General features: G+C 46.2%; 19 protein-coding genes, 2 tRNA genes and 1 pseudogene. 11 read left to right on the forward strand and 11 right to left on the reverse strand.

The window, feature by feature from the left end; genetic code table 11:
• Positions 1-90: 90 nt before the first annotated feature.
• The 3 genes from ACP2WE_RS02560 (at position 91) to ACP2WE_RS02570 (ending at position 3,826) form a co-directional block, all read left to right on the forward strand.
• Positions 91-1,131 (forward strand): molybdopterin-dependent oxidoreductase, encoded by a 1,041-nt coding sequence (locus tag ACP2WE_RS02560; RefSeq protein WP_425214029.1) that lies wholly within the window; start codon positions 91-93, stop codon positions 1,129-1,131.
• Entirely contained in the window at positions 1,128-2,603 is a 1,476-nt protein-coding gene (locus ACP2WE_RS02565) for an adenylate/guanylate cyclase domain-containing protein (protein ID WP_425214030.1), read from the forward strand. The genes ACP2WE_RS02560 and ACP2WE_RS02565 overlap by 4 nt, the downstream gene beginning before the upstream one ends.
• Before the next feature lie 95 nt (positions 2,604-2,698).
• Positions 2,699-3,826, forward strand: a complete 1,128-nt coding sequence (locus ACP2WE_RS02570; protein ID WP_425214031.1) for a metallophosphoesterase family protein — start codon at positions 2,699-2,701, stop codon at positions 3,824-3,826.
• A gap of 4 nt (positions 3,827-3,830) precedes the next feature.
• Here the strand turns inward: ACP2WE_RS02570 and cbiD are convergent, their stop codons facing one another.
• Entirely contained in the window at positions 3,831-4,919 is a 1,089-nt protein-coding gene (gene cbiD / locus ACP2WE_RS02575; protein ID WP_425214032.1) for a cobalt-precorrin-5B (C(1))-methyltransferase CbiD, read from the reverse strand.
• Positions 4,920-5,118: 199 nt separating this feature from the next.
• Between cbiD and ACP2WE_RS02580 the strand changes: the two genes are divergently transcribed.
• Complete coding sequence (locus ACP2WE_RS02580) at positions 5,119-6,375, forward strand: ABC transporter substrate-binding protein (protein ID WP_425214033.1); 1,257 nt, start codon at positions 5,119-5,121, stop codon at positions 6,373-6,375.
• A 292-nt stretch (positions 6,376-6,667) separates the two neighbouring features.
• Here the strand turns inward: ACP2WE_RS02580 and ACP2WE_RS02585 are convergent, their stop codons facing one another.
• The 4 genes from ACP2WE_RS02585 to ACP2WE_RS02600 all read right to left on the reverse strand — a co-directional run bounded on the left by ACP2WE_RS02585 (position 6,668) and on the right by ACP2WE_RS02600 (position 11,262).
• Complete coding sequence (locus ACP2WE_RS02585; RefSeq protein WP_425214034.1) at positions 6,668-7,627, reverse strand: aldo/keto reductase; 960 nt, start codon at positions 7,625-7,627, stop codon at positions 6,668-6,670.
• A 24-nt stretch (positions 7,628-7,651) separates the two neighbouring features.
• Positions 7,652-8,458 (reverse strand): hypothetical protein, encoded by an 807-nt coding sequence (locus tag ACP2WE_RS02590; RefSeq protein ID WP_425214035.1) that lies wholly within the window; start codon positions 8,456-8,458, stop codon positions 7,652-7,654.
• Between the two features lie 82 nt (positions 8,459-8,540).
• Positions 8,541-10,184, reverse strand: coding sequence for a peptidoglycan-binding domain-containing protein (locus tag ACP2WE_RS02595; protein WP_425214036.1), 1,644 nt, complete (start codon positions 10,182-10,184; stop codon positions 8,541-8,543).
• A gap of 109 nt (positions 10,185-10,293) precedes the next feature.
• Positions 10,294-11,262, reverse strand: coding sequence for a peptidoglycan-binding domain-containing protein (locus ACP2WE_RS02600; protein WP_425214037.1), 969 nt, complete (start codon positions 11,260-11,262; stop codon positions 10,294-10,296).
• 200 nt (positions 11,263-11,462) lie between these two features.
• Between ACP2WE_RS02600 and ACP2WE_RS02605 the strand changes: the two genes are divergently transcribed.
• A tRNA-Thr gene (locus ACP2WE_RS02605) sits at positions 11,463-11,534 on the forward strand.
• A gap of 180 nt (positions 11,535-11,714) precedes the next feature.
• Positions 11,715-12,431, forward strand: a pseudogene (locus tag ACP2WE_RS02610) (DUF6444 domain-containing protein); the annotation flags it as partial.
• A gap of 604 nt (positions 12,432-13,035) precedes the next feature.
• Here the strand turns inward: ACP2WE_RS02610 and ACP2WE_RS02615 are convergent.
• The 3 genes from ACP2WE_RS02615 to ACP2WE_RS02625 all read right to left on the reverse strand — a co-directional run bounded on the left by ACP2WE_RS02615 (position 13,036) and on the right by ACP2WE_RS02625 (position 14,664).
• A tRNA-Asp gene (locus ACP2WE_RS02615) sits at positions 13,036-13,109 on the reverse strand.
• 99 nt (positions 13,110-13,208) lie between these two features.
• Positions 13,209-14,006, reverse strand: coding sequence for a signal peptide peptidase SppA (gene sppA, locus ACP2WE_RS02620; RefSeq protein ID WP_425214038.1), 798 nt, complete (start codon positions 14,004-14,006; stop codon positions 13,209-13,211).
• 79 nt (positions 14,007-14,085) lie between these two features.
• Complete coding sequence (locus ACP2WE_RS02625) at positions 14,086-14,664, reverse strand: GNAT family N-acetyltransferase (protein ID WP_425214039.1); 579 nt, start codon at positions 14,662-14,664, stop codon at positions 14,086-14,088.
• Positions 14,665-14,713: 49 nt separating this feature from the next.
• Between ACP2WE_RS02625 and rsmA the strand changes: the two genes are divergently transcribed.
• On the forward strand, positions 14,714-15,565 hold the full coding sequence (rsmA, locus tag ACP2WE_RS02630) for a 16S rRNA (adenine(1518)-N(6)/adenine(1519)-N(6))-dimethyltransferase RsmA (RefSeq protein WP_425214040.1): 852 nt from the start codon (positions 14,714-14,716) through the stop codon (positions 15,563-15,565).
• Here rsmA and ACP2WE_RS02635 read toward each other — a convergent pair.
• The 3 genes from ACP2WE_RS02635 to ACP2WE_RS02645 all read right to left on the reverse strand — a co-directional run bounded on the left by ACP2WE_RS02635 (position 15,560) and on the right by ACP2WE_RS02645 (position 18,137).
• Complete coding sequence (locus ACP2WE_RS02635) at positions 15,560-15,799, reverse strand: hypothetical protein (RefSeq protein WP_425214041.1); 240 nt, start codon at positions 15,797-15,799, stop codon at positions 15,560-15,562. The genes rsmA and ACP2WE_RS02635 overlap by 6 nt on opposite strands.
• Before the next feature lie 374 nt (positions 15,800-16,173).
• Positions 16,174-17,103 (reverse strand): methionyl-tRNA formyltransferase, encoded by a 930-nt coding sequence (gene fmt / locus ACP2WE_RS02640; RefSeq protein ID WP_425214042.1) that lies wholly within the window; start codon positions 17,101-17,103, stop codon positions 16,174-16,176.
• Positions 17,104-17,111: 8 nt separating this feature from the next.
• Positions 17,112-18,137 (reverse strand): DUF2325 domain-containing protein, encoded by a 1,026-nt coding sequence (locus ACP2WE_RS02645; protein ID WP_425214043.1) that lies wholly within the window; start codon positions 18,135-18,137, stop codon positions 17,112-17,114.
• Positions 18,138-18,194: 57 nt separating this feature from the next.
• On the opposite strand from ACP2WE_RS02645, the gene ACP2WE_RS02650 reads away from it, so the two are divergent.
• From ACP2WE_RS02650 to ACP2WE_RS02665, 4 genes are all read left to right on the forward strand, one after another.
• Entirely contained in the window at positions 18,195-18,323 is a 129-nt protein-coding gene (locus tag ACP2WE_RS02650) for a hypothetical protein (protein WP_425214044.1), read from the forward strand.
• A gap of 243 nt (positions 18,324-18,566) precedes the next feature.
• Positions 18,567-19,244, forward strand: a complete 678-nt coding sequence (gene deoC, locus ACP2WE_RS02655) for a deoxyribose-phosphate aldolase (RefSeq protein ID WP_330486289.1) — start codon at positions 18,567-18,569, stop codon at positions 19,242-19,244.
• A 94-nt stretch (positions 19,245-19,338) separates the two neighbouring features.
• On the forward strand, positions 19,339-21,654 hold the full coding sequence (locus ACP2WE_RS02660; protein WP_425214045.1) for a response regulator: 2,316 nt from the start codon (positions 19,339-19,341) through the stop codon (positions 21,652-21,654).
• Positions 21,651-24,578 carry a response regulator gene (locus tag ACP2WE_RS02665; protein WP_425214046.1) on the forward strand — a complete coding sequence of 976 codons (2,928 nt, stop codon included), beginning with the start codon at positions 21,651-21,653 and terminating at the stop codon, positions 24,576-24,578. Before ACP2WE_RS02660 ends, ACP2WE_RS02665 begins: the two co-directional genes overlap by 4 nt.
• The last annotated feature ends 39 nt before the right edge of the window (positions 24,579-24,617 follow it).

The raw sequence follows: 24,617 nt of genomic DNA on the forward strand, positions 1-24,617 counted from the left end.
CGATCGCATTTACTACTTTGGCAAACTGCTAACTCAAAATATTTACTGCTAAGATTTAGTCAAACAAGATAAATTTCTAAATATTTTTTAATGCTCAGATTTGCAATTCGTCTCACAAAGTTGAAGCAAATTAAAGGAATTTTTCTTGGGCTTCTTCTTACAACTCTTTACGCTTGTACAAACCGTCCAACAGAAACTCAAATTCAAACATGGCTAAATGAAGCTGACACCGAAGAAGCAAAACTCGCGAATGCAAATCAACAAAATGTAAGAGCGCAATGGACGCTAACCCTTGCAGGCGAGATTTCTGAGAACAAAATCATATTGAATTGGCAAGAGTTAGAGAGGTACTCTTATACAAATATTTTGGTTGAGGGAGAAAATCGGACAGACAGAAATGCTCCAGAAAATTTCAGAGGCGTTTCAGTCGCTAAATTACTAAGTCTGGTCAACATTCAACCCAAGGTCGATGAGATTACTTTCGTAGCCCTTGATGCTTACCGTTCGACCTTTAAGATTGCTGACTTGCAGCGATATCCTACGATTATTTTAGCTGTTGAGAAAAGTGGTCGTCCCATCAAAGCAACTGATGGAGGTCCCTTGCAGTTAGTCTATGATAGCTTTCCAAATCGCTACCTCAACCCAATCTATCCTGCTACATACTGGGCATATTATATAACTCACATCATTGTCGGGAATGAACCCCTGCGACTTCAGGTGGGCAAGCGCATCCTAAACCAGGAAGATTTAGATCGGTTACCCCAAAACATTATCAGAACAAAAGTTGGTTATCGGTTACTTTGGTCTAGTGAATCCGTGAGACTAAGAGGGGTAACCATTAGAGATTTACTCAAAGAAGCAAATTCCAATGTACCTAAACAAGGTTCGATTGTTTTGCGAGGCAAGGCTTCAATCCATCGAGATCCTTTAAAGCCTGTTCTAATTCCACTAGAGGTGATTCATGATTGCGATGTTATGCTTGCAATGCATTTTGGCGAGGACGATCGCCTCATCCCGACTCGAATGGGTGGGCCTCTTACCCTTGTATTTCCACCGTCCTGTAAATCACAAGTTAAAGAACAGCATAAATGGCTCACTTTTGTTGAAGAGATCGAAATAGCTTCCCCATGAAATCCATTCAATTTGCTTCACTTCGAGTCCAGATTATGTTGGCAACCGTTTTACTGGTCGCGCTTCTGGTTTTTTCGGGAACATGGATCTTAGTCTCAACAGAGAGAGAACTTTACTATCTCCAGCTAGAAAAGCAGGCGAAAGCACTTTCGATGTCATTGGCTGGTTCCTTTCGCTTAGAGATGTTAGAAGAGAACTGGGGAAATATTCGCATTCGCACTGATGAATTACTTAAAAATAACTCAGAGTATGTTTATGCCTTTGTTTCAGACCCTAAAAAACAATATCGCATCATTGTTGCTTCACCCGCCGAATTTGAGGAGAAATATATTCCCAATGCAGTGCCATTTCATATAACGAAGCTAGCAAATACGGTTCAAGGCGAACCAATCGTCACTGAAACTTTTTTACTGAGAGATATTGCAAACGGCAAAGATGGTCTACGGGGAAAGAAAGGAGAGCGAATTATAGAAGCATCAGCAGGTATCACCGAACAAACATCAGATGGTAAAACGAAGTCAGTTTTTGGGGTTTTCCGTTTGGGAATTAGCCTTCGCACGCTAGATGAAGCGATCGCCCAGGCAATTTACAAGTCACTGGGATTTGGGGCAATTGGCTTAGGCTTAGGGCTAGTCGGTGCATACTTACTTGCCGAACGAATCAGCAAACCAATTCTGCGATTACGTACAAGTGCTGCGGTAATTGCAGCAGGAGATCTGAGCCACAGAGCCAAAGTAGATAAGGTAACTGAGTTGGCGACCCTAGCAAAAGCATTTAACAATATGTCAGAAACGCTACAGGACTCTTTTGGCAAACTGCAGAAAACTCTAGAATCATTTGAACGGTTTGTTCCAGAAAAGTTTTTGAAAGCGATCGCACCGCAAGGAATTGAAAACATTAAGGTCGGGGAGTTTTCAGAACGAGAGGTGTCGATTCTATTTGCGGATATAAGAGACTATACTGCGATGTCAGAAAAAATGACGCCGATGGAAGTATTTGATTTCTTGAATGAGTATCTCGATTGTATGGGAAGAGCGATCGAGCGTTCAGGTGGCTTTATCGATAAATATATTGGAGATGCCATTATGGCAATCTTTGATGACGAATATGCCGATCGCGCTCTGAACGCAGCCATTGATATGCTGGATGCTTTGAAGGAATTTAATCGAGATCGGGCGCAGCGAGGTTTAGTCAATATTGATATCGGCATTGGCATTCATCATGGCAAAGTCATCATGGGAACCGTCGGGTTCCGCTCGAGGATTGACTCGACTGTGATTGGGGATGCAGTCAACCTCGCCTCGCGAATTGAGAGCCTGACGAAGCATTATAGGAGTCGAATTTTAGTCACGTCGAGTGTGATTGATGCACTGCATCAAAGCGATCTCTTTGATTTACGCATTGTGGATTCAGCCGCCAAGATCAAGGGCAAAGAAAATGCAATTACACTTTATGCAGTAGAAGCACCCTAATGAAGATCTCGATCCTGCAAGCTGAAAAACCATGTGTGCTGCAATACTATATCTAATAGTATTGCTTTTAAATTAGCGTCGAACCTGCATAATTCATGAGTTATCTCTATGTTTCTCGATGGAAAAAGTTTAATGCCATAGCGATCGCCTTTCTCGCAATTTGCACCTGTACTCTGTCACTGTATCTAGCTCCCGCTTTTTCGCTAAACGACCCGATTGTATTTCAGTTTGCGACAGTGGGGGATTCGCGCCACGAACCAGGAATGCCCATGCCTGCCCACGATCGCATCTGGCTGCAAAACACAAAGGTGACATCGCGAATCTTTCGCGAAATTCAAGCGCAGAAGCCTAAAGCCCTATTTTTTAATGGCGATATGATTATGGGCTACACCGCAGATCGCCATCGTCTCGATCGCGAATATGCCTACTGGCGAGGCATGATTTCTGGATTGCTCGAAACGGGAACCTATGTCGTGCCCGTACCTGGGAACCACGAAATGCAGGAAAAATTTATCGATGAGAACGGTAAACTTCGGAAAATTGCGCGGGTGAGCAACGAGAATGCCTGGCGCGGCAATATGGGCGATTTGATTCTCAACACCGACATGTGGCGAGAACTTGTAGGTGCAGACATCCAGCATTGGAATGTAGATAATGCTCCTGCGATCGGCAGTGCGGATGGCATCAAATCCGATCAAAAGCAGTTGAGCTATTCCTTTGATTTTAACCAACTGCACTTTGCCGTTATCAATACTGATGCCTACTCGCAAGACACCCATGCACCCGTTCGCTGGTTGGCTCAGGACTTAGCAAAGGCTCGCGATCGCGGGGTCAAGCGCATCTTTGTCTTTGGTCACAAACCTGCATTTTCTTACGATTATAACGACAAAAAAGAAATCGTGGGGTTTGATACCTATCCAGAGAATCAGCAGGCATTTTGGACTTTAATCGAGGACTATAAAGCCACCTATTTTTGCGGTCACCAACACCTCTATCACGCTATGCAACCTTGGAAAGCTCGCAACGGCAGGGCTTGGCAATTCATTGTGGGTTCTGGAGGAACGCCCTTTGATGTCGAACCAGGTGCGAGCAAAAATCCTAACGATCGCATGTATGCTTGGGCAAATGTCACTGTGCATCACAGCGGCAAAGTCCATGTCGATATCTGGGGATTTGACGATCGCTATGGCAAGACGAAACGGCTCGAACAGTTCGACGTATAATTTGTCACGTTAGCCTCTGGCATACAATCTGTCCCAGCCGATCGCATAAAATTGTCTCAATCTCTATTTCCCGTTCCGCATACTTTTTGACATAGGCGATCGCTCTTTGATTAATCTTCTCAATCAGATGGCGAAATACAGGTTGTTCGCATTCCATGGCGATCAGTAACTTGTGAACGGCTTCTGCGGTAGGCGATCGCTGAATCTGTTTGATGATTTCTATTGGTAAATCCGTAGCCACTGCTGCTGCTGTGAGAATCTCCATACGGGCATCTGCCAGATGGCTAGAGGTGTTAAAGATGCCACCAGCGAGTTTGAGCAATTTGCCGTGATATCCCACTAGAGTAATTTTATGCACGCCCAGCAGAGTTGCCTCAACCAGCATCACACCTACCCAGTTAGCAGTCTGCACCAATTGCCGCTCTGAAAATCCTAGGTTCAAAGCAACTTGATGACCGTTCGCACCGATATAAAAAGCCAAATGCTGATGTTCCTTCGCCTTTTCTCGCAAATCTGCGCGAAAATCTTCTAACTTCTCCTCGGCTGAGAGCGGTTGGGAGATCCCACTCGTACCCAGCAGTGCTAATCCTTCTAAAATCCCAAAAGCTTGATTGGAAGTTCGTTGCGCTAGCGATCGCCCTTCAGGGAAAATAAATCGCACCGTTAAGGTTCGCTCTGGAGGAATCAGTGACAAGAGATTCACATCTGACAATTGCCGTGCAAACCGATAAATCGCTGGTTCGCCTGACTCTGTATGTCCTACGCCTTCACCCGCTTCTAAGCGCAGGGCTTCGCCCTGCCATGCTTGCAAGTGAACCCATGCCCAGATTGGGGTTCCAGCGGTCAGGTCTAAGTTATCGCCGGGGTCGCTGATCGTAATGCCTAGAGCAGAATTGGGATCGATCGCGGCTACCTGCGCGATCGCAATTTCGACCTCGCCGCGATCGCCTAAATCTAGGTTGACAGTTGGGATGCGATCGGCGATCGCCAACAGTTTCACGAGCGCAGCTTTTGCTGCTGCAACAGCAAATACAGGCAAGGTATATCCCGCTCTCTTATTGTTATCTTTTGTTTCAGTGGGATTGATTGACATTGGGGCTCGCTGACTTCAGATGACTAATTTTAGTAGCAGTAGTCATGTCAAGCGAGTATTCGTAATTGTTCCGTAATCATTAAGTATCGTGGGCTACGGAAGACGACATGATAAGCTCAGATTTTGATTTTTGCTTGGCTTGCAAGCTTAATTAGCACTTTGAGAATATGAATCTTGAGAAGAGTTATAGAGCGTTACTATGAAAAAACTGACTGGATTTATCTGTACCATCCTAGCAACCTGTTTGCTGGTGGTTGCTTGTAACCAAACAAGCGATCGCGTGGTCGCGCCCTCTGCCACATCAACCACCACTACAACTACCGCGCCCCAAAATAGCAGTTCAGGTGGCGGCATCCCGATTGGAATTGCGGTGGCACAAACCAGTAATGTCGCCTTACTGGGGCAAGAAGAAGTTATTGGCGCTAAAATTGCCGAGAAATATTTTAACGATCGCGGTGGGGTGAATGGCACGCCGATCAAGTTGATTTATCAAGATACGGGTGGTGACGAGCAAGGCGCAATCAATGCCTTTAATACCCTGATCTCGCAAAATAAGGTGGTTGGTATTGTTGGTCCTACCCTGTCACAGCAGGCATTTAGCGCTGACCCGATCGCCGAACGTGCAGGCGTACCCGTACTGGCTCCTTCCAACACAGCCAAGGGAATTCCACAGATTGGCAAGTATATCTCCCGCGTATCTGCACCTGTATCCGTCGTAGCCCCTAACTCTGTAGAAGCGGCAATTAAAATGAAGCCCGATCTGAAGAAGGTGGCAGTGTTTTACGCTCAAAATGATGCCTTTAATAAATCAGAGACGGAAACTTTCCAATCTGTTGTCAAGCAAAAAGGTCTAGATTTAGTTACGGTTCAACGCTTCCAAACTACCGATACGGACTTTCAAACCCAAGCCACCAATGCAATTAGCCTCCAACCCGATCTAATTATTATTTCTGGTTTGTCCGCCGATGGTGGCAACCTCGTCAAACAATTGCGGGAACTTGGCTATAAGGGTCTGATCGTTGGTGGAAATGGCTTGAATACTTCCAATATTTTGCCTGTATGTAAGGCTCATTGCGATGGCGTCATCATCGCGCAAGCTTATAGTCCAGAAAATCCCAGCGAAATCAATGTGGCACTGCGTTCTGCCTACATGGAACAAAATAAAGCGGAGCAAAAAAAGAAGGAACCACCCCAATTTACAGCGCAGGCTTTCACTGGCGTTCAGGTGTTTGTCGAAGCCCTGCGATCGCTGGACAAAAAGACAAAGATCGCCACATTACCCCTCGATCAATTGCGCACCAAACTGAATGATGAATTGCTCGTGGGAACCTATCAAACCCCCCTTGGCGAAATTTCTTTTACGCCTGAAGGAGAAATTATTCAAAAGCAATTCTATGTTGCCCAAATCACCATGGAGCCTGATGGAAACAACGGTAAATTCAAGTTCTTAAAGTAGGGGAGATTACCCCACCCTAACCCTCCCCTTGGCAAGGCTACCGTGTACATACAAAGCGTCAAACCTATCTAAATCAAAGGTTTATTGCCCCCTAGCCCCCAATTCTGGGGGGACAAGAGTTCTTAAAGTCCCCCAGAATTGGGGGATTTAGGGGGCTAGATCGATTGAAACGAAGACAAATTTACTTGTGCGTACACCGTAGTTGCCAAGGGAAAGAAACTGGACTTCCGATCTTCCCCCTTGCCAAGGGGGAATTAAAGGGGGTAAGTCCAACCTGTGCGTCCGAGGGGTTTTAGAAATTCCACATGACGGGATTATCATCTAAACGATCGGTAACTGTACGCCCGATCGCGTCGATCGCTTGCAGTTCCTCGGCACTGAGATCGATCTTGGCTGCTTCGGCATTTTGAATTGCTTGCGCGGCATTGCGCGCCCCCACGATCGCATTGGTTTGAGGCTGGGCAATTAGCCAAGCTAATGCCAAGTTGCCTAGGGTGGTTTGATGGCGATCGGCGATCGGTTTGAGTTGTTCTAAGGCTTGGGTCGCTCTAAATAGGTTCTCTCCTTTAAACAGTTTGTTGGCAACGCGGTGGTCGCCCTCAGCAAATTGATGGTCGGCTTTAAATTTGCCCGTCAGTAAGCCCTGTGCTAACGATGAGTAGGCAAGAATCGAAATATTCTGTTCGACACAGTAAGGAGTCATATCTTTTTCGACCTGTCGCCAGAATAGTGAATAGGGTGGCTGGATGCTATCAATGCGTCCGAACTGGCAGGCTTCTTCTAGTTGAGCGCGGGAGAAATTGGAAACGCCGATCGCTCGAATTTTGCCATCTTGTTTGAGTTTATTCAAGGCGCTCATGGTTTCTTCGATCGGCACAATCTCACTTTTCCAAGTGCCCGATGGCCAGTGAATTTGATAGAGGTCGATGTAGTCGGTTTTGAGGTTTTTGAGCGAGCGATCGCAAGCTTCTAAAACCAAATCGTATTTCAGATGATTGGCAAACACCTTGGTGGCATAGACAACGTAATCGCGCACATCCGCTAGAGCCTCGGCAACAATCTGCTCGGAATGCCCATCACCATAGACCTCGGCGGTGTCTACGGTGGTAATGCCAGCTTCAAAGCCACTGCGGATTGCTTTAATGGTCTCGCTGTCTTCAATCCCCACCCACATTTTCTTTCCTGCCTGCCAAGTTCCCATCACGATCGGGGAAATTAGAAGATCGGAATTACCTAGCGATCGCTTGTCCATAGTTATGATTTGAGAATTGGGTGTTTAAGAGTTGGGTGCTTTTTTAGGAATGATATCGATCTTGCCATCTTCCTTAACGGTTAGCTGCATTCCGAGTTTGTCTACCTCTATGGCAATATTTTGCAGGGTTTTCTTATCTATCGCTGTCGATAAAACCAGTTTCCATGCGGAAATTTGGGCACTACGCAGGTCGCGTTTTTCGCTGAGCCATGCAGCAGATTCTCGCGACCATTGGGCGACATATTTGGTTTCTAGCGGTGCATCTGCGCCAAATTTAGCGCGATCGGCCCACTCGGCGGCATTTAAATAGGATTTTCTTGCTGCCTCGGCATCCCCTAAGAACAATAGCTCATCGGTCGCCTTGCGCCGCCAAACCGTGTAAGCATAGGGTTCCTGTTCGGGAGAGAGGCTTTCTAAACCTTTGCTGTATAGGGCGATCGCCTTGCGTGGCTCTGCCGCAAACATCGATACGCTAGTTGAGAGATAGATATAAATATTCAGAAATCGGGGATTGCGATCGACAATCACTTCAAAATATTTAGGGCTAAGACTAAAGCCAGTTTTATGATCGACTCTTGCCTCATCATCCCCAAAATATTGGAGGAAGCTGATAAAGGCAAAATTGGCGATCGTGTTGTTAAAGCCAAAGCCTTTAGGGGGAAGCCGATTGAGTACTTGTAGACGCGCTTCCTCCTGTTTGACAGCTTTTCGATCGGACTCTAGGGTTTGTCCGACAAGGCGCTGATTGAGCTGGGGGAGCTGAAGTGCAAGGGTGGTGGCTAAGCAGACTGCGATCGCTCCAACATTGACGGCAAGGTTAACGAGACGCATGAGTTTTCCTAACCTTTTAACTACAAAGTACTGAGTTTTACTCTAGTATATTGCCCCCATGAATCCCGAGCGCAATTCCCGCCTAATTGCCACCGACAACAAACGGGTCTTTTTTGAGACTATCCACAAGAGCGGCACTAGGGCTGCCATCAGCAGGAGTGAGGGCATAAAAGTTTTGCGCCCGAATAATCGCATTTTTTGTTTCGTTGCTGAGCACACCATCAGCAGCTCCCGTATAAAATCCTCGCTGTGAAAGCAATTGCTGAATTTCAGCCACACTATTGCTTCTTGTAAACGGAACCGTGGCTGCCGGCTGAGTGGTGGCAGCAGGCGTAGGCTTAGGCGCAGTTGGTTGAACGGTAGGTTGTGTAGTAGGCTGTGGGATAGGTTGGATCGCAGGCTGTGGGGTGGTTGGTGCTGAAGATATGGGTTGAGTTGCTGGTTTAGGTGCTGACGGTGGGTGAGATTCTAAAGCGGCGATCGTGGCAGAGCCAGCAATGCCATCTGCTGTGAGACCATAGGCTTTTTGTGCTGCAACAATCGCAGCCCGCGTGCGCGGACCCAGAATGCCACTGATGGGGCCATCATAAAAACCTCGATCTTTGAGTAAATTCTGTAAGTTAGCGATGCCCTCATTACTCGTTGTTGACACACCTACCTTTGAAGTACTGGCGATCGGTGTTGGTGCTGGGGTTGTAGGCTTCGATGCAACTGGGCTGGGGGCTGCTCCCTGTTTTAGGGCTGTCAAGGTCTGTTTGCCAGCAATGCCATCCGCTGTTAACCCGTAATATTTTTGGGCGGCAAGAATGGCTGCCTTGGTTTGAGCGCCCATAATGCCATCGATCGCCCCTGTATAGAATTTCCGCAATGCCAAGAGCTTTTGCAACTCAGTCACGCTGGCATCGCTGATGGTCGCTTGGCTGGGGCTACCTCCTTGCAAGGCTGCTAAGGTCTGCGCGCCTGCAATACCATCGGGGGTTAACCCATAGGCTTTTTGAGCGGCAATTACGGCGGCTTTGGTCTGAGCGCCCATAATGCCATCGATCGCCCCCGTATAAAAGCCACGATCGCTCAGTAATTTTTGTAAAGCGATCGCATCGCTACCAGAAATGTTGGTCGTTGAGGCAGCATCCGTCTCAAGGGCGGTCAAGGTTTTTACGCCCGCAATCCCATCGGGCGTTAAGCCATAGTGTTTCTGAGCTGCAATCACAGCGGCTTGGGTCAAAGGCCCATACTTACCTGTAATCGGCCCAGTAAAAAAACCGCGATCGCTCAGCAATTTTTGGAGATTAATCACGGAGGATTGAGAATCGCTACTCGAATTTGATGGCGCAGAGCGACTCTCTAAAGCCGCCAAGGTTTGAGAACCTGCAACCCCATCAGGATCTAGCCCAAAAGCCTTTTGGGCTTTGATAATCGCTTCTTTGGTTGCCGCCCCTTTAACGCCATCAATGGGGCCTGGATCGAATCCGTTATTGGCTAATAACGTTTGGACATAACGGATATCTGAGCTTGAATTTTGGGGTTTAGCCGATGCCCCCGCCACCGAACCTAGATTCGCAACGACCGCAAGTGCCGCAAAGGTGACACATAGACCAACCTTAGAAGATGAAGCCGATCTAGCGATCGCATCGATACCCACACAGTCGAGGGGAGGAGCAATTTCAATTCCTTGTTCGAACTGCGTCTGGGTTAATTCACTGTGAAGATAGGCTGCGAGTTCCATAGTGTTTTGTGCGTTCTAAATTGGACTTTTATAGAGATTTGGATATAGAAATTTGGAATTGAGGGAAAACGCTTTAGGGAGGGAATGGTTTAAACATAGAAATCTTTTTTCATGGACTCAGGTTCGTAAGAAATGCTAGGAATGATTGCGTAAATTCACCATTTACGACAAACCCGTAGGCTGCCTGTGCGTCCATAATGGCTGCTCTCGTCTGGGCATCTAACTTTCCATGCATACTGCCTTCATAAAAGCCCTTTTGCTGTAATTGTTTCTGTAGGCTAACCACTTCCTCTGGCGAAGCAGGAGTAGAAGGTAGCTGCTGTGGGGGAGCAGTCGTTGCTTTTGTGCCCACTTGGAGTGACGCGAGCAGAGCCGAATCTACCGATCCATTTACAGGCAATCCATAGGCTTTTTGTGCCTTGACGATCGCCTCGGTGACAGCGCTTCCCTTGACCCCATCAATGGGGCGATCGTAGAACCCCCGCATTTTGAGCAGGAGTTGTAGGGTTGAGATTGCTTCGCGATCTAGCTCTGGGGCGATATTTGGTTTGTTCGTTTCCTTAGCTTTACTCGCATCTGGGCTGGGACTTGGGGCAGGGGGAATAGTTTCAGGAGCAGGGGAGGGGGCTAAACTGTTTGCAGCACCTCTGAGGGCAATCAGGGTTTGCGTACCTGGAATGCCATCAACGGCTAGTCCGCCATGCTTTGCCTGAAATTGTACGATCGCTGCTTGAGTAGCTGGGCCATAAACGCCATCAACATCCCCAGGCGAAAATCCTCGTTGTGCCAATAAAGTTTGGATCTCAGTCATGTAGGTTGTATTACAGAGATAAATCGGGTTACAAAAGGTCACCTCGGCAGCAGCTTTTGCTGTACTAAGATTGGGAGCGATTCCCCAAAAGGGGATGCATTCTGCCACGCCGAGAAACACAAATGTTGGAATCAGTCCAGTCCGAACCAACTGTTTTACAAAAATGCTTGTATTTTTTAAGGGGTCATATTGAGTCGGCTCCCAGTCAAGTGACTGTGTAGCTTGCTCGTGTGCCAAGGCATCAGAGAGATAGGCTGAAAATTCCATAGCAGTTGACTAGCCCTGTATGTACCTATTTTAATGACTTTTTACGACTTTTAGTGACATTTGTGGTGACATTTTTTATAGTTTTGCCATGAAAAACTTTTAATTAGACGAATGCAAGTTGGAAAAAGTTCAAGGATGCTATGATATTCGTTGGAAATTTTTAGTTGTCTAATTAGACAACTCGATCTAAATTTCAATTTGCCGATGTAGCACAGTGGTAGTGCAGCTGATTCGTAATCAGCAGGTCGCAGGTTCAAATCCCGTCATCGGCTTTCAAAGCTCAGCAGAAGAGATCCCCCGACTTTTTTGCAAGCTTGCAGATTCTTTTGCACTAATCAGAAAAAGTCGGGGATCTATAGAACGTGCAAAGAATAATTGTAATTGGTCACAGCAATAAGAATCATTAATTGAGAATGACATAAATGAAGCAAATACGGTAGTTTTAGCATCTTATGGAACTGTCTAAGCCAACAGTAGAAATTTTCTTGGATGCCCCAGAATTTAACCCAGAGAATCAGGGAGCACAGTTGTGGTATGAACAATATCTCAAACAGCGCGAAGAGAATCAAAGCTTGCGGCAGCAACTAAGTCAACTGCAATCAGAAGTTGAACAATTAAAAGAAGCACTACGCAAGCTAAGCAGTCGTAATAGTGACAATAGTTCGCAACCACCATCCGTAGATGGGTATAAAAAGAAAAGCAAAGACATTAAACAGCGAAAGAAGAAGCAAGGCGCAAAGTATGGTCATGAGGGGAGAACTCGCAATGGATTCGCTTCAGTAGACCAGACAATAGCGTTGAATCTAGAGCTTTGTCCTGAATGTGGGAACGTAGTTGAGCAAATAGTAGATACACCAGTCCATCGGCATCAAATTGCCGAACTCGTTGAAAAGCCTATGGACATACGAGAATACCAACGTCCCAAATATAGATGTTCAGTTTGTGGATGGCACGGATATGCAGAATTGCCGTTGGGAGGTCGAGAGGATTTCAGTTATGGAGTGCTCCTGAGCAGTTTAGGGGGATGGCTAGGATACGGAGGACATTTAAGTTGGAACAAGCAACGGTATTTAGTGGAAACAGTCTTCAGCATTCCCTTATCGCAGGGCAGTTTGTCCAAGATGCATCAATGGTTTTGTCAGAGTTTGTATCGTAACTACTCAGGCTGGGTGAAATATTTCCGTAATCAGGATCAAATTCTTGATAGGCAGGCTTTTTGGCTCATAAACAGCAAAAATATTATTTGCAATAACGTGTCAAAATGACATCTTATTGAGAATTAGAATCGCTTTATAGCTGATTACATTCCTCCAAAATACTACATGTAACCTGAGTTCGGGTTAAGGATTTCGGAACAAAGCAAGCCGACTTGCTGGAACCGAGGGGTTCGATCCCCCTGCCCTATCGGGCATCCCCCTTGAAAAAGGGGGACAGGTGGGTTCTCCCCCCTTTTTTCAAGGGGGGCTGGGGGGGATCCTTGGGATGTATAGCGTTTCAGGTTTTCTTATCCCGAACTGACGTTACATGTAGTGTTTTGAGATTGCCAAGAAACTATATGTAGAGCCTGAGTAGTTACCGATCTGAGTAGCCAGACCAAAAAAATCGAGCAAGTGCGATCGCAGAGTCTGGTATTTTTCTAGGGTGCTCTTATCAATCTGTTTTGTCTTTCCAGCCAAGTACTGGTCGAAGATTTCTACCAAAAATTGACCCAAGTTGACCTAAAAATACTTGAATCTTATCTAGATGGTAAAGCTTGTAAGCTAGATTTATTAACGGGATTGACGGGGCTCGAACCCGCAACTTCCGCCGTGACAGGGCGGTGCTCTAACCAATTGAACTACAATCCCTTGTAGTCGCTTAATTTGTTTATTTTTAAGCGATCTCCATTTTGCTTATTAAAGCAATATTTGTCAATCATTTTCTGAAAATAAGTTAGCCATGCCCCTCTATTGCCACATCCACAGGGGTATCCCACTGGTCTCAACCTCAAACTGCAAGCGCGTAAACGCTTCATTACCGCCAGGAAGAAACCGACTCACCAAGGACTTGGGTGGCTCGATCGCGTGAAACTTAGTTTTCTCAGGGTCGAGTCCCACCAATTCAGCAGCCCATCGCCGCGCATCATTCTCTGTACCGAGGCGATCGACGAGTCCCAGTGCCAAAGCTTGTTCGCCCGTAAATACGCGCCCATCGGCAAACGATCGCACCACATCTGGACTGAGTTTGCGTCCCTCTGCTACCGTCTGCACAAATTGGTTATAGCTGCTGTCGATCAAGGCTTGCAAAATCTCTTTCTCAGGCTCGGTGAGTTCGCGATCGAAGGCAAGAATATCTTTGTAAGGCCCTGATTTAATGACTTTGAAAGAAACGCCAACTTTATCTAGGAGTTTCTCTAGGTTGTTGCCGCGCAGGATCACGCCAATACTGCCCGTAATCGTGCCAGGATTCGCCACGATATAGTCAGCCCCTACGCCAATATAAACACCGCCACTTGCCGAGATATTGCCAAAGCTGGCGACGATTTTAATCTTTTCTCTAGCACGCTTCAGGGCATCATAGATTTCTTGGGAGTCGCCCACCGTACCCCCAGGACTGTCAATGCGTAACACCAAAGCAGGAAAGTGATTTTCTTGGACAAATTCTAAAGCTTTGAGAATGCGGGTGCGGGCTTGGGAGGCGATCGCACCCGTAATTTCAATTTTCGCGATCGTTTTTTTAAATCTGCGGTTGAAGGGCCAAATCATTTATTTTTCGTTATCAGGTATGAAGTTCTTAAAAAAGCCGAACGCTAATTGCTTAAGTTCTTCATACATTTTAACTCGCCTAATTAATCGGTTTTCTTAATAAGAGACGGCGAGGGCTGCCCATGAGCCATTGGCTGAGGTCTGGATCGAAGCGGTGAAAGTTATAGCCCATATCATCGTAAAGCGATCGCGCGGCAAAGTTATTCTCTAGAGCGTGCATATATACCTGCGAACATCCCCAGCTTTTAGCGGTTTTTTCGACGGACTTAATCAACAGTTTTGCTGCCCCTTTGCGCCGCCAGTCTGGATGCACGGCTAAGTTAAATAGGTAGGGATATTGGCGATCGCTATTCCAGTTAAATAGGGGGAAAGACGACGAACCAATGGGAATATGACGCAAGCAAATCTCGGCACTGGCAACGATGCGATCGGGTTCGGCGTCTGGAGTCACCACAAAACAGGCATAGTGGGGAGTAATATCAAGAAGGCGATTGTTTAGATCGACAGAAATTCCCCAACGGATAATCGGGTAAAAACAGTTGGTGAGAAATGTCCAATTTCCTTTGCGATCGCAGTAAAAGCTTATTGCTAAAACTTCAGCGACTCTGGCAATATCCTTATGCTGTGCTAGCCGAATATCAAACAATGAGTTTTTCAAGAATGATTCTGCCACGACCCCAACAATAAATGTCTTAAATTCTATCCTAATGTTGTTAACGATCCGTCCGCGCAAACAGTTTGGTCAGCATTGGCTGCGAAGTGACAAAGCCCTCAACAAGATCCTACAGGCATCTCAACTCAGCGAAAGCGATCGCGTTTTAGAAATTGGTCCCGGTACGGGCAATCTGACGCGCCTGTTGTTACCTCGAGTCAAAACCGTTACCGCTGTCGAGATCGATCGCGATCTATGTCAGCAGTTGCGCCAAAAGTTCGCCAAAGATTTATTCCCCAAAGATTTAACTGAGTCCGCTCGATTAGAACTGATCGAAGCCAGCATTTTAGAAATTCCCTTACCCGCCTACACCAATAAGGTGGTTGCGAATATTCCCTACAATATTACGGGCGAGATTTTAGAAAAGTTACTGGGTAGCATTGCCCAACCCCAATCGCAATTTGAGCGGGTCGTGTTGCTCGTCCAAAAAGAAATTGCCGATCGCCTTGTGGCAAAAGCGGGGCATAAAGCCTACGGGGCTTTGAGCGTGAGAATGCAGTATCTCGCCGAATGTCAGTTTGTTTGCGATGTGCCCGCCCAAGCCTTTTACCCCGTGCCCAAAGTTAACTCAGCCGTTGTTTGCCTCTTACCGCGATCGCCAATTCAACCCGCTTCCGATCCGAAAGCACTGGAAACCTTGATCAAGATGGGATTTGCCACCCGTCGCAAAATGCTGCGCAATAATCTGATGTCACTGATCGAGCGCGATCGCCTTGTGGCTTTACTGGAACAAATGGAAATCGATCCGCAAGTGCGAGCCGAGGATCTCAGCGTGGCTCAATGGGTGAGCTTAAATGAGGCAATTCAACTCGAAATTGGCGAACTCCTGTGTCACACAAAATCATAGCTCTAGCCCTTGTTTCCGATATTTATCGATCAGAAGGGCTGTGTAGTCGTTTTGTGGCGCTTGGGCTGTAGTAGGTATTGGCACAGTTTCAAATTCCGCAAACCATTGCTCCCATTTTGCTGCCCAGTCGATTTCTGATAGCCCCAGTGCTTCGAGGATTGCGACGTTAAGGGATTTTCCCTTGTTTTGGATCAGATCGCTTAGCTCATCGGGGATTTCAATGGTAATTTGCATGGTTAGCTTTCTACTTCTCTAATGTGGGAATGACGATATCGTTTTTGTTCGGCAGAGCTACAATCACGCCAGTATCAACAATAACTTGATTCATTTACCATAGCCTTCCATATGTTTTTTGCTTCAGCATTAGAGTGATTGGATGATGAGAAGCCTTAATTTAAGATCCTATACCCTCTTAGATTAGACCGTCAAATGCTTAACAACTAATACTGCCGCGATCGCCTTGTGGCTTTACTGGAACAAACGCTCTACTCGATCGATTGTTCTATTTCCTCCTTTTCTGTATTGTAAATCAGCAGTTTGACTCGAAATCTGGCGATCGCTTTTTTGACTGGCTCGAATCAGATTTCTATTTTAAGGCATTACTTCATCTAGATAAACGCTTCGCCGATTTGCAATCGGGAGCCATTGGCAAAGTCCCAACCTGTTTGAGATCGCTTGCCTGCGGGTTGAACTTCTTTAATTAAAAGCAAGCCGTCACTGGTTTGGATTGCAAAGCCAAGATTCTTTCGCAATTCCACCAAGGTTCCTAAGGGAGCCGCAGAATTTTCTTGAGGAATCACTTCCGTGGCTGTCACCTTTAGCCTTTGTCCGCGATAACTGGTGTAGCAGTTGGGATAAAAGCCACGTACTCGATTGTGCAATGCGATCGCGCTTTTTTGCCAATCCAACAGCCAGTCTTCCTTCGCAATCATCGGTGCATAGGTTGATTCGGAATTGTTTTGAGGCTCAGGAGTAATCCGACCGAGTTGTCGCAGCGTGTCAATCAGCAAATTTGCACCCAGTTCGGCAAGTTTGGCACTTAAGCTCTCAGCCTGATCGGTAGGAGCGACATCAATACTTGCCTTGAGTAACATCGCACCTGTATCGATGCCAGCATCCATTTGCATGGTCGTAATTCCAACCACGGTTTCGCCATTGGCGATCGCCCATTGAATCGGAGCTGCACCTCGATATTTTGGCAAGAGAGAACCATGTACGTTGATACAGCCCTGTTTGGGCATATCTAAAATTGCCTGAGACAAAATCTGACCGTAGGCAACCACAACGAATACATCCGCATTCAGAGCCTTTAACGCTTCTAACGTGGCAGTGTCTTTTTTGATGCGATCGGGTGTCCATACGGTGAGATCGTGCTGGAGTGCTAGTTCCTTGACAGGCGATGGACTCATCTGATTGCCGCGACCTCGACGAGTATCGGGCTGCGTTACCACACCCAAGACTTCAAACTCTGGCTCAGATAGGAGTTTCGCTAGGGTCGGTACGGCAAAGTCGGGTGTACCAAAGAAAATAATTCGCATGGGTTCGATTAACTATTCCATCGCTTCGCGAGTTGTTTGGTTTTTAGCCCAGATTCAATCACCTCTAAGAGTCTGGTCATGCCTGTGGTGTTGATGATCTCGTAGGTCTTACCAACTCGCTTACAGGCTTCGATCGCTCTTTCGGTGAGGGAATGGCTGGCATAGCCTGTGACAATCAAAACCAGGTCTGTATTGCTAATGTGGCTTTCTCCTTGGGTTGCCAGCTGTAAGCCATCTTGCTCTGTATACCACACCAGATGAATTTCAGAATCGCGCAGGCGATTTTTTACGGCTGTTTCTAAGCGATCGTGACCGCCAAAGATGAGAACCTTGCCTGACAGATCGGTGTAAAGACTCGGTCTCTTTTCGGACTTACGGTGGCGGGTTGAAGGTTGAACGTCGGGGGCGCGATCTACCCGCGAACGGTTTTCTAAGGCTTTGTTATAGATGAAATTGAGCGTTTGTTCGTGGCTACCGCGCAGTTTTGCTACGGGGCCTTCTTCGCTATAGGTATTAATTTGGGCGATCAAAGACTCGACAATTCCCTCTAGCGCTCCGATCGCTTTGAGATCGTTCATATAGGCACGAATGGCGATCGCGGCATCGGTGGCACTAAAAAAGTCTTTCTGGTCGCCAATCATATCCAATAAGTCAGCCTTTAGTTCTTGTCGCCATTGGGCGGTTTTTTCGGCAACTCTTTCGTCAAGTAAGCGTTCTTCGTTAAGAATTAATTGGCGATCGGCAACTTGGGCAGCTAAGATTGGGGCTTCTGCTATTTCTTGCCGAATATCTGTGGCTTTTTGCGCTAATTTTTGTTTTGTGATGCTATCTGCGTGACCTTCTCGCTCAAACTCCTGCAGCATCTGTTCGACCTTTGCAAGGAGTGGCTTAAGTCTCCCTTCTATCTGGGCTACGGCTTCTTGAATTTGCCGATCGCGTTGCTCTTGTAAACGTTTTTGCTCTAGCTCGACCTTTGCCATGATTAGCAAGTCGCTAACTGAAGCTTCTAACAGATCGATTTCCGAAATATCCATACATTAACCAATAAAACAATTTTAATTTATGCAAATTTAGCGAATAACTATCCTTACATGGTAGCCAGAGATTTATCAGGCTGCGTTCGCGAACTGCCGAGAGACGGCTATTCTAAAGAATTACCCATGATTCCCAATCGCGCGATCGCTCAAGATGGGGTTATGGGGCTGCCATATATTTTTTAGTTCTTATACATATTAAGTAGTGGGGTTATATAGACATAAGTTAAAGCAATGAAAAAAGAGATTACATCACTGTAACCTTTGAACTTGACAACTGTGCATGAGATTTTTTATAACTCTCTATTTGAGTATTAATACTTACCAAGGTCTTGTATGCCCATCGTTCATGGGCAGATATAAGCTAAAATTCAGGTAGGTTGAGCCTTCGCGAAACAAAATGCTTGCCCCCATCCCCAACCAGTACCTATGTCCTCCTATTCCGAAATCGACCCAATTCCCTATATCGACCACACCGTTCTCGACCCCACCGCAGGCAGCGATCGCATCGACCAAGCCTGCGACGAAGCCGATCGCTATGGGTTTAAAAGCGTATGTATTTATCCTTGCTATGTGGCGCGGGCAGTAGAACGGCTGCATAAAAAAAAGCCCCGCGTTTGTACGGTGATTGGATTTCCCTCTGGAGGAAATACCGCTGCGACAAAACTCTATGAAGCCCAAGAAGCTATGGAACTTGGCGCACAGGAATTGGATGTCGTGATTAACCTCAGTTTGCTCAAGTCAGGTCAGACCGATGCCATGCACCGTGAAATCGCCCAAATTTGCGAAGCCACTGACTTACCCGTCAAAGCAATTTTAGAAATGGGCTTACTGACCGTACCCGAGCAACAACTGGCGGCAGAGGTTTGTCTGGATGCGGGTGTCGCTTTTCTGAAAACCAGCACGGGATGGGCTGGTGGAGCTACAGTCGAGCAGGTGCGTTTGCTGAAAGCGATCGCAGGCAATCGTGTAGGCATTAAAGCCTCTGGCGGAATTCGATCTCTGGCACAGGCGATCGCCTTGATTGAAGCAGGCGCAACGCGCCTTGGCACTTCTCGTGGTGTAGACATCATTGCCGAGATGAAAGCAGGGAAGGGGAATTCCTAGCTTGCATGTCTTATGAGTTATTGGGGATCTATCGCAGAGAACCTATGTAATCTAAACTTCTTTTATGCAGTAACGCTGCAATAAAGTAAGCATAATGTCAATTAGAAACAAGATTATTTATGGCTATGCCCTTGCTTTAGGGGTGGCTCTGGGAGGAACAGCCATCGGCTTGAGCGTGGGTAACTACTATCAACAACAAGCCCTGAAAAATAGTCAAGCTGCATCGAACGATCGCAAACTACTAAGTACCTTGCAAGTGGATGTCTTATATAACCGACCTGCCAAGCAGCTATCCCCCTACATTCAAGATCAGAAGGGCTTTCGGCGTGAGAGCCGCAAGTTACTCGATCGCATTCAGAAAATCCAAACCCTACTGGCAACCCATAATGCCTCTGGTAAACCCTCTACCCTAGAGGGACTGCAACCTTTGCTAGAGGAGTATGAAGCGATCGTAAAAGCCTTTGCTAAGGAAGCCCAAGAATTTGTCCTGCGCGTGGATCCGCTCACTGCGACCCCAGAGGGGGCAGCACAGGCAGAAAAGCAGATCGTGCAACTGGTTAAAAATAAAGATTTTGTCAAATTTATCGAATTTCCCGATCGCTTAGCCGCTTTTTATCAAATTGCCGAAAATCGTGACATTGAAGCTGACACTGCGCTCAGGCAAGCTGAAGGCCTACGCAACCAAATCATCATCTTTAGTTTGGTATTATCGGTAGCGATCGCGATTCTCTTAGCTTTATCGATTAGTCATGCGATCGCCAACCCGCTTCAAAAGCTAACAGAAGTAGCAAAACAAGTTACCCGCGAATCTAATTTTGAACTCCAAGCGAAAGTTGAAACGACTGATGAGATTGGGGTATTGGCAAGCTCATTAAATCAACTGATTCAGCGCGTGCAAAGCCTACTGCACGAACAGCAGGAATACACAGCGAACCTAGAGCAAGCTAAAGAACTGGCGGATGCTGCCAATCAAGCCAAAAGTGAGTTTTTGGCAAATATGAGTCACGAACTTCGCACGCCCCTTAACGGCATTTTAGGGTATGCCCAAATCCTTTCACTGTCAGATCTTAAAGACAAACAGCAACGTGGCATTAGCATCATCCATCAGTGTGGTTCTCATCTGCTGACCCTGATCAATGACATCCTCGATCTATCCAAGATCGAAGCGCGTAAGATGGAGCTTTATCCGACTTCTTGCCATCTTCCTTCTTTATTAGAGGGAATTACTGAAATCAATCGTATAAATGCAGAGCAAAAGGGAATCGAATTTATCTATGTAGTGCCTGCCAATCTCCCATTATGGATTATTGCCGACGATAAAAGACTGCGACAAGTGCTATTAAATCTAGTAGGAAACGCGATCAAATTTACCGATAGGGGAAAGGTGGATTTTAATGTTTCCGTACAAGAAGTACTTAGCGATCGCGCTACACCTAGTGCTAAAATCCACTTTCAGATTGAAGATACAGGTATGGGTATCAGTGCCGACCAACTAGAACTAATCTTTTTACCCTTTGAGCAAGTAGGTTCTCCACAGCGACAAAAAGAAGGAACTGGGTTAGGACTGGCAATTAGCCAGAAAATTGCAAAGATGATGGATAGCTCCATTCAAGTTCGCAGTCAACTCGGTGTGGGTAGTGTGTTTGAGTTTGAGATTACCTTCCCCATTGCGACTGACTGGGTAAAGGCAAACAGGCTAACAAGTTTCGGTAAAATTTGTGGATATAAAGATAAGCGGCGCAAAATTTTAGTTGTAGACGATCGCTGGGAAAATCGTTCCGTTCTGGTCAGTCTTCTAGAACCTCTAGGTTTTATCCTACTTGAAGCAAGCAATGGGGAGGAAGCTTGGCAACAAGTCCAATCAAATCATCCCGATTTGATTATTTCCGATTTAAAAATGCCCGTCATGGATGGTTGGACGTTCTTAACAAAACTACAAGAGTCGGAAACGCTCAAACACACGATTTTAATCGTTTCATCAGCCAGTGTGTTTGATACCGATCGCCAAGCCAGCCTTACGGTTGGTGCGCGTGACTTTTTGTCTAAGCCTGTCCAAGCCGAAGATCTCTATCGTCTATTAGCCCAATATTTAGAGCTAGAGTGGATATATGCCGAACCAAATTCAACCATGGACGTTACTTCAGACTCCAAGCAACTGCCTATGCTGGTGCTCCCGCCGACAGATCGGTTGCAAGAGATGCTAAAGCAAGCCATAGAGGGACGAATTCAAACACTTCAACAGGAACTAGATCGTCTATTACAACAAGATCGACGCTATCAAACATTTGTCGCTCAACTACAACCGCTCGTGCAAGAGTTTAAAATTTTACAAATCAGACAATTTCTGCAAGATGTTGTCCGACAATCACAAGAATCACCAACTAGTTTAGGCAAAGGGGATAGTTTATGAACGTCACATCACCCGATCGCGCCAGCATCCTAGTCGTAGATGATAACCCAACAAATCTTGGGGTTTTGTATGATGCTTTAACCGATGCTGGGTATGAAGTACGGGTTGAAATCGACGGGCAAAATGCGATTCAGCAAACGCAGCAAAACCCCCCCGATTTGATTTTGCTAGATGTGATGATGCCTGAGATTGATGGATTTGAGGTCTGTCGTCAACTCAAGACCAGCCCTTCTACCCAAACGATTCCAGTCATTTTTATGACTGCTTTGGGCGATTTAAAAGATAAGGTAACTGGTTTGGGTTTAGGTGCAGTAGATTACATTACCAAGCCGTTTCAAGAAGAGGAACTGCTTGCCCGCGTGCAACTACATATGCAGTTGTCCCATTTGAGCAAAACCTTAGCGGCGCAAAACTTACAGTTGCGATCGCTAACCGCAGAATTAGAACAAAGGGTTATGGAACGCACGGGGGAACTTTCGGAATCCCTCCATGAGTTGCAGGTGATGCAGCCTTTGCTAGAGGATGCCAATAGCCAACTCAAGGAATATGCAAGAACGTTAGCCCAAAAAGAGGAAATGCTGCGCCTCACGATTGAGAATGCGCCCATCGGTATTCTCACTGTAGGATTTGAGGGGCGTTTCTTAAGTGTAAATCAAGCTTTTTGCCAAATGTTGGGATATGACGAAGATGAGCTATTACAAAAAAATCTGTTTGAGATAGCACCACCGTCAGAGCGCAGTGAAAACCTTGCAGAATTGGAGAGCCTGCGCAACCGCGAGGTTTCAAACATTCAAATAGAAAAGCGCTACCTGCGTAAAGATGGCAAAACAATTGATGCGATCGTCAGATCGGCACTGGTTTGCAATAGCGATCGCCTACCCCTGTGCTTGGTACTCGAAGTGGAAGATGTTACAGAGCGCAAACAAATAGAGGAAACCCTAAGGTTACAAAAACGTGCGATCGCGGCGAGTCATAACGGTGTGGTGATTATCGATACGCGGCTACCCGACCTACCGACAATTTATGTCAATCCTGCATTCGAACGCATCACTGGCTATTCCTCGGCAGAAATCTTGGGAAGGAACTGCCGTTTTCTCCAAGGTTCAGATAGAAATCAGTCGGGACTGAACGAACTCCGCAAAGCCCTAAAAGAAAGACGAGACTGTACGGTGAGTCTGCGTAATTACCGCAAAGATGGCAGCTTGTTTTGGAACGAGTTAAGCATTTCTCCCATTTACGACGATCTCAGCAATCTTACCCATTACATCGGGATTCAGAACGATATTACAGAGCGCAAGCATGCAGAAGTTCGTCAGTTGCAATTGGTCGAGCAGCTCAAGCAAGCCAAAGATGAGGCAGAGTCAGCAACACGCGCAAAGGCAGATTTTTTAGCGATGATGAGTCATGAGATTCGCACGCCGATGAATGGGGTCTTGGGTATGACCCAACTGCTAGCAGAGACAGAGCTAACACCCGAACAATCCAAATTTGTGCGATCGACCCAAGTAAGTGGAGAAGTTCTTTTAACCGTAATTAACGACATTCTAGACTTCTCGAAAATTGAATCGGGGAAACTAGAATTAGAAAATGCTGCCATCGATCTCAAAGCAGCGATCGCGAATATATACGATTTGCTGTTGTCAAAGGCTCAAGAAAAAGGACTTAGCTTCAATTACTCAGTGCATCCGCAGGTTCCGCCTTACATTATGGGTGATGTGACTAGGTTGCGCCAGATTTTGCTCAATCTCATTAGTAATGCGCTCAAATTCACAGAAAAGGGAGAAATTGAAGTATTTGTGAGCTTAAAAGAGAATCAGTTGCCAGACCTCGATGATTCCTTTCACTTGCTTTTTTCGGTACGCGATACAGGCATTGGTATGTCTACCGAGCAGTTGCAGCAATTGTTTCAACCATTTACACAGGCAGATCTATCTACGACCCGTAAGTACGGAGGTACGGGCTTAGGTCTAGCGATCTGCCAACGTTTGGTGAGTTTGATGGGTGGTGAAATCTCTGTAGAGAGCCATTTCGGTCAAGGTTCTAGGTTTTCCTTTAGCATAACAACCAAGATCGCACCCGCAAATTTGGTTGAGACTGTAAGCCAAATCCCTAACACTTCACTGAAACCTCAAGGGAAACTCAGCGATCGCTTACCACTCAAAATCTTGATGGCAGAGGACAATTCGATCAATCAAGAAATCGTCATGGCAATGCTCAAGAAACTAGGATATCAAGCCGATGTGGTTGACAATGGGGTTGCTGCGATCGCGGCAGTTAAAGCTAGACCCTATGACCTCATGCTATTAGATGTCCAAATGCCAGAAATGGATGGCTTGGAAGTCGCAAACTATCTCGTCACCCATTGGCAAACATTCAATCTGACTTATCCTCGACCGCGTATGATTGCGATGACGGCAAATGCCATGCAGGGCGATCGCGAAAAGTGCCTCTCAGCTGGCATGGATGACTATATTTCTAAACCAATTATGCTGAATGTCTTGGCACAACGAATTAGTCAATGTGAGCAAGCGATTGAACCAGAGGATGAAAAACGGGAGGATGTCGATATGGCGATCGCTTCGTTAGAAATTCTCGATCGCTCTGCGATCGATGGGTTAGGAGATGTTGATTTGGCAAGGGAATTAATAACGCTATTCATTGAAAAAGATGCTCCTACAAGTTTGAACGATCTCAAGCAAGCTGTGCAGGTAAACAACTGTGCAGGTCTTAAGCATCATGCCCATAGCTTTAGGGGCAGCAGTAGTTCTCTAGGCCTACAGCGATTGGCAAATTTATGTTTGGCGATAGAGGATAAAGCCAAAGCGAACGAACTTCAAGATTTAGACGATCTCGTTTCACAAATCGAGCAACAGATTGAACTAGCGTGCCAAGCATTACGACAGCTTCTGAAAGGTTTATCGTAAACACGCTTCTACGCATTATACTTTGGTCGCCGAAGGTTT

Source organism: Tumidithrix helvetica PCC 7403 (genome assembly GCF_965232925.1).
Lineage (GTDB): Bacteria > Cyanobacteriota > Cyanobacteriia > Pseudanabaenales > Pseudanabaenaceae > Tumidithrix > Tumidithrix helvetica.

What these genes read in the sequence shown, in the direction of transcription:
- deoC (WP_330486289.1), top strand. Translation starts at nt 18,567, where the DNA reads ATGTCCTCCTATTCCGAAATCGACCCAATTCCCTATATCGACCACACC.
- fmt (WP_425214042.1), bottom strand. Translation starts at nt 17,103, where the DNA reads ATGCGAATTATTTTCTTTGGTACACCCGACTTTGCCGTACCGACCCTA.
- ACP2WE_RS02585 (WP_425214034.1), bottom strand. Translation starts at nt 7,627, where the DNA reads ATGGACAAGCGATCGCTAGGTAATTCCGATCTTCTAATTTCCCCGATC.
- ACP2WE_RS02560 (WP_425214029.1), top strand. Translation starts at nt 91, where the DNA reads ATGCTCAGATTTGCAATTCGTCTCACAAAGTTGAAGCAAATTAAAGGA.
- ACP2WE_RS02590 (WP_425214035.1), bottom strand. Translation starts at nt 8,458, where the DNA reads ATGCGTCTCGTTAACCTTGCCGTCAATGTTGGAGCGATCGCAGTCTGC.
- ACP2WE_RS02600 (WP_425214037.1), bottom strand. Translation starts at nt 11,262, where the DNA reads ATGGAATTTTCAGCCTATCTCTCTGATGCCTTGGCACACGAGCAAGCT.
- ACP2WE_RS02580 (WP_425214033.1), top strand. Translation starts at nt 5,119, where the DNA reads ATGAAAAAACTGACTGGATTTATCTGTACCATCCTAGCAACCTGTTTG.
- ACP2WE_RS02635 (WP_425214041.1), bottom strand. Translation starts at nt 15,799, where the DNA reads ATGCAAATTACCATTGAAATCCCCGATGAGCTAAGCGATCTGATCCAA.
- sppA (WP_425214038.1), bottom strand. Translation starts at nt 14,006, where the DNA reads ATGATTTGGCCCTTCAACCGCAGATTTAAAAAAACGATCGCGAAAATT.
- ACP2WE_RS02645 (WP_425214043.1), bottom strand. Translation starts at nt 18,137, where the DNA reads ATGGATATTTCGGAAATCGATCTGTTAGAAGCTTCAGTTAGCGACTTG.
- rsmA (WP_425214040.1), top strand. Translation starts at nt 14,714, where the DNA reads ATGTTGTTAACGATCCGTCCGCGCAAACAGTTTGGTCAGCATTGGCTG.
- ACP2WE_RS02665 (WP_425214046.1), top strand. Translation starts at nt 21,651, where the DNA reads ATGAACGTCACATCACCCGATCGCGCCAGCATCCTAGTCGTAGATGAT.
- ACP2WE_RS02565 (WP_425214030.1), top strand. Translation starts at nt 1,128, where the DNA reads ATGAAATCCATTCAATTTGCTTCACTTCGAGTCCAGATTATGTTGGCA.
- cbiD (WP_425214032.1), bottom strand. Translation starts at nt 4,919, where the DNA reads ATGTCAATCAATCCCACTGAAACAAAAGATAACAATAAGAGAGCGGGA.
- ACP2WE_RS02650 (WP_425214044.1), top strand. Translation starts at nt 18,195, where the DNA reads ATGGTAGCCAGAGATTTATCAGGCTGCGTTCGCGAACTGCCGAGAGAC.
- ACP2WE_RS02595 (WP_425214036.1), bottom strand. Translation starts at nt 10,184, where the DNA reads ATGGAACTCGCAGCCTATCTTCACAGTGAATTAACCCAGACGCAGTTC.
- ACP2WE_RS02570 (WP_425214031.1), top strand. Translation starts at nt 2,699, where the DNA reads ATGAGTTATCTCTATGTTTCTCGATGGAAAAAGTTTAATGCCATAGCG.
- ACP2WE_RS02660 (WP_425214045.1), top strand. Translation starts at nt 19,339, where the DNA reads ATGTCAATTAGAAACAAGATTATTTATGGCTATGCCCTTGCTTTAGGG.